The organism is Winogradskyella sp., assembly GCF_013213975.1.
In the GTDB taxonomy this organism is placed as follows: Bacteria; Bacteroidota; Bacteroidia; order Flavobacteriales; family Flavobacteriaceae; genus Winogradskyella.
In genome coordinates this window covers 1-4,749 of sequence record NZ_JABSST010000128.1, presented here as the reverse complement: position 1 = coordinate 4,749, position 4,749 = coordinate 1, and the positions used below count along the sequence as shown (strand labels likewise).

Genomic DNA, 4,749 nt, shown 5'->3' with positions numbered 1-4,749 from the left:
ATCCGGTTTAAGTTTACCTTCTAAAGTTAGTTCCTCAGCACGTTTATCAAGCGTATTAAAATTACGCCCACTTAAGGATGCACAAATGACTAAATCTGGCGCATATTTACGAATGCCATTAATTAAATCAGCATATACCTCTTTTCTGTAAGTTGGTTCACCTGTTTTTTCATCACGTGCATGAATATGAGTCATTGTAATACCCAATTCATAGGCACGATGCACGTCTTCTACAATTTCGTTTACAGTTACCGGAACATGAGGAGTCATGTCTTTAGTAGGTATCATTCCCGTAGGAGTAAAGTTGATAATCAGCTTGTTCATTTATGATTTGGGATTTAAATGAACTACAAATTATATTAACATTACTTAAAATCAATAATTAATCCGATAAAAAGTAATAACAATCTATAATTTGTGACTTATCTGCTTTTCTTAGCGTAATATTCATTGACCACCTCTTGACGCTTACCAGACCTTAATAAGGGTATTTCATCCACATAATTAATATTTATCTTGGCATCATCTCCAAAATAGCCTTTGTATTCAGTAATCATCCTTTCCTCGTCAACCTTCTTAGTTGTATTTAGGTTAATCAGATATTCTTTACGTTTTTTTTGGACCAATTGGAACTGTTTAAATTGTCCATAGTTACAAAGCTTGGCCGATAGATGCTCAGGAACAAGATTTCCTTTAGTATCATAGATAAGATCCAGCTTTCGCCCTAATACTTGAGAAAAATAGGGTTGGTTATTCTCATCCAAATGCATTATTCCGACATCTCCAGTATCATAGCGAATTAAAGGGGTGGCATAATTATATAAATCTGTAATCACAATTCTTCCACGTTGTCCAAAACCGATTTTATTGTCCTGATTTAAATCAAACATTTCAACTAAATAACTAGATGTATTTATTTTAAAATTGGGGTTATCAGATGAAATTTGCTGAGCAATTATTCCGTTTTCATTATTAGAATATCTTGAAATTGGGTAGATACCAAAGTGCTTTTTAATTGCATTTCTAGTATAAGAATTCAACGCCTCTGAAATAGTAATAATGGATGTTGGTCTAAATGTAATTAGATTCTCTGATTTACTATCCAAATCCTTACAAATTTTTTCGAAAGCAGAAGCATATCCAATAAGGGCCACATTTTTATCGACGGAGTTAATTTTTTCTATTAAATCTTCAATGTTTTCGCTTGAAAGATCATACACACTATGAGGATGAATATTTCTGACCTTCAAATTTATAGACTGTAGCTTGTTTAAGGACTCGGGCCATATTTTTATATAAATGAGGTAATCGCCAATGGTATAACCAGACTTAGAAGAAAAGTAAATGTTATCCGCTTTATTCTTATTCGTTTTTTGTTTATTATGATAAACACTAAACGGTGTGCCTGTAGATCCACTTGTGGATACTTTCCTGCACTTATTGATAACACATTTTGAAGATAAAAACTGACTAAGATTATCTCGGATAATGTTCTTATTGATTAGCGGAAATTCATCAATTGAAGCATCTCCAGAATATGAACTGTAATACCCTGTCGTTGAAGTGGCGTGTTTTATGAGTTTTTCCAATGCCGTTTTAGCCTCATTAGAATCGTTATTCCGATTTAATGCAGCAATAGTTTCATGTAGGGCAGACTTAATTGGGCTTCCATTAAAACTGTCTAACATCCAGAAAACTTGTTCTCTAAAACTCTTATCCCTCTTCACAAAAGTGTCTCATTTGCTCATTACAGTTGCATTAAATTATAGTTTTGATAAGAGATAAACAAGGCTTGAAAGTTAAAAAGATATAAACCATGTCAACTTTTCGACAGCCTACCAATTATGGATGTTGAAATTAATAAGCACTCATTTATTTAGTTTACCAATACTCTGATTTTTAACACATTCCTTAAGTTATGGATTTTAAAGGATAAAAAAAAGCCCGCTTAATAAAGCAGGCTTTTTCAGTATTTAAAGTAACATAAATTACTTCACTTCTTCGAAATCTACATCTTCAACGTCGCTTCCTTCATCTGCAGGTTGCCCTTGTGCTCCAGCATCAGGTCCTGGCGCTCCACCTTGAGCTTCTGCCTGTGCTTTGTACATTTCTTCACTTGCTACCTTCCAAGCCTCATTGATTTTCTCTAAAGCTGGTTCAATAACTACAATATCCTTTGTTTCGTAAGCTGTCTTCAATTCTGCAAGTGCATCTTCAATAGGCTTTTTCTTATCATCAGATATTTTATCACCAAACTCTTCTAATTGCTTTTCAGTTTGGAAGATCATACCATCAGCCTGGTTTAACTTATCTGCAGTTTCCTTAGCTTTTGCATCTGCTTCTGCGTTAGCTTCCGCTTCAGCTTTCATCTTTTGGATTTCGTCTTCTGTTAATCCAGATGATGCTTCAATACGGATGTCTTGTTTCTTTCCAGTGGCTTTATCTTCAGCAGATACTTTAATGATACCATTAGCATCAATATCAAAAGTAACTTCAATTTGTGGTGTACCACGTCTTGCTGGTGGAATTCCATCTAAGTGGAAACGACCAATAGTCTTGTTATCCGCTGCCATAGGACGCTCACCTTGTAATACATGAATTTCTACCGATGGCTGATTGTCTGCCGCTGTAGAGAATACCTGAGACTTCTTTGTAGGTATCGTTGTATTAGCATCGATAAGCTTGGTCATAACATTACCCATAGTTTCAATACCTAATGATAATGGAGTCACATCTAATAAAAGAACGTCTTTTACATCACCTGTTAATACACCACCTTGGATACCTGCTCCTAAAGACACTACCTCATCTGGATTTACACCTTTACTCGGTGCTTTTCCAAAGAACTTCTCAACAGCTTCTTGAACCGCTGGAATACGTGTAGAACCACCTACTAGGATAACTTCATCAATATCAGATTTAGATAAACCTGCTGCTTTTAAAGCTGTTTGACATGGCTCAATAGTTCTTTTAATTAAGTCGTCAATTAACTGCTCAAATTTAGAACGTGTTAATGTACGTACTAAGTGTTTTGGTCCACTTGCTGTTGCTGTTACATATGGTAAGTTAATCTCTGTCTGTGCAGAAGATGATAACTCAATCTTAGCTTTTTCAGCCGCTTCTTTAAGACGTTGTAAAGCCATTGGGTCTTTACGCAAGTCCATATCTTCATCAGCTATAAATTCTTCAGCTAACCAATCTATAATTCTTTCGTCTACATCATCACCACCTAAGTGTGTATCACCATCAGTTGATAATACTTCAAAAACACCATCTCCTAATTCTAGGATAGACACGTCATGTGTTCCACCACCAAAATCGAACACAACGATTTTTTGATCTGTAGATTTTTTATCTAATCCATAAGCTAATGCTGCTGCAGTAGGCTCATTAATAATACGTCTTACTTTTAATCCAGCAATTTCACCAGCTTCCTTAGTAGCTTGACGTTGTGCGTCATTAAAATATGCTGGAACTGTAATTACTGCTTCAGATACATCTTGACCTAAATAGTCTTCAGCTGTTTTCTTCATTTTTTGAAGAATCATAGCCGACAATTCTTGAGGAGTATATAAACGTCCATCAATATCTACTCTCGGAGTATCATTATCTCCTTTAACTACTTTATATGGTACACGCTCTGCTTCTTTCTTAGACTCTGAGTACTTGTTACCCATAAAACGTTTAATAGAATAAACAGTTTTAGTTGGGTTAGTTACTGCTTGTCTTTTTGCAGGGTCACCAACTTTTATTTCACCACCTTCAACGAAAGCGATAACTGAAGGCGTAGTACGCTTACCTTCAGCGTTTGGGATTACAACTGGCTCATTACCCTCCATTACAGAGACGCAAGAGTTGGTTGTTCCTAAATCAATTCCAATAATCTTACTCATAATTATATGTTCTGGTTTATTTCCGTTTTCACGGAACGTGTTTTATTATTTCATTTTAAACTCGCTTTCATTAGGTCAAGTATTATGCCATGACAAAAAAAGTGACATGATGTCATATATGTTTTTTCAAAAGATTTTTTCTCTGAGATGAGTTTGGAATACCCTTTGATATACTTAATAAAAACTATTAATTATTTAGATATGAAACGCATATTATCCTTTATTACAGTATTTGCATTATTATTTATGGCTTGTGAAGGCCCTCAAGGACCTCCAGGTTTTGATGGCTTTGATGGTCAAGACGGCGAAGATGGTGGCCTAATTGTCTCTTCAGCCTTTGAAATTGTTTTAGACTTTACACCAGAAGACAATTATGAATTTATAGAACCTTATGGGTTCGATGTTTTCCCAACGGATGTTACTCTAGTTTATATTTCCTGGGAAGTTGATGGTGGCCAAGACATCTGGCGTCTGTTACCTCAAACCGAATATTTTAATGACGGTACTTTAGTTTATAATTTTGACTTTACGCAAAACGATGTCCGTTTCTTTTTAGATGGCACTACAGACTTCTCTTTATTAGATCCGTCTTACACAGATGCTCAAGTATTTAGAGTAGTTGTTGTTCCAGCAGATAATGTAGGACGTATCGATTATTCTAATTTAGAAAATGTAATGAATGTGTATGGCATCACAGAATTTGAAAGACGTTAGAAAACCATTCCAAAAAATTAGTAAAGCCTCACTAGTTAAGTGAGGCTTTTTTTTTATCCTTTTCCTAGTCTACAAACTTTATATTTGTACCGACTAAATCAATACACTATGGAATGCATTTCAGTTTTTGATATGCTTAAAA

General features: G+C 35.0%; 4 protein-coding genes. 1 reads left to right on the top strand and 3 read right to left on the bottom strand.

What is annotated here, in order from left to right:
* The 3 genes from HRU49_RS14040 to dnaK form a co-directional block, all read right to left on the bottom strand.
* The coding region (locus HRU49_RS14040) for a 3-keto-5-aminohexanoate cleavage protein (protein WP_296358257.1) at nucleotides 1-324 on the bottom strand (324 nt) is incomplete at its 3' end.
* A gap of 98 nt (nucleotides 325-422) precedes the next feature.
* Nucleotides 423-1,727, bottom strand: a complete 1,305-nt coding sequence (locus HRU49_RS14035) for a CoF synthetase (RefSeq protein WP_296358254.1) — start codon at nucleotides 1,725-1,727, stop codon at nucleotides 423-425.
* Nucleotides 1,728-1,988: 261 nt separating this feature from the next.
* The gene (dnaK, locus tag HRU49_RS14030; protein ID WP_296358250.1) at nucleotides 1,989-3,893 is read right to left on the bottom strand and encodes a molecular chaperone DnaK; all 1,905 of its coding nucleotides are present in this window, start codon (nucleotides 3,891-3,893) and stop codon (nucleotides 1,989-1,991) included.
* A gap of 201 nt (nucleotides 3,894-4,094) precedes the next feature.
* Between dnaK and HRU49_RS14025 the strand changes: the two genes are divergently transcribed.
* Nucleotides 4,095-4,607, top strand: a complete 513-nt coding sequence (locus HRU49_RS14025; protein WP_296358247.1) for a collagen-like protein — start codon at nucleotides 4,095-4,097, stop codon at nucleotides 4,605-4,607.
* Nucleotides 4,608-4,749 lie beyond the last annotated feature (142 nt).

What these genes read in the sequence shown, in the direction of transcription:
- HRU49_RS14025 (WP_296358247.1), top strand. Translation starts at nt 4,095, where the DNA reads ATGAAACGCATATTATCCTTTATTACAGTATTTGCATTATTATTTATG.
- dnaK (WP_296358250.1), bottom strand. Translation starts at nt 3,893, where the DNA reads ATGAGTAAGATTATTGGAATTGATTTAGGAACAACCAACTCTTGCGTC.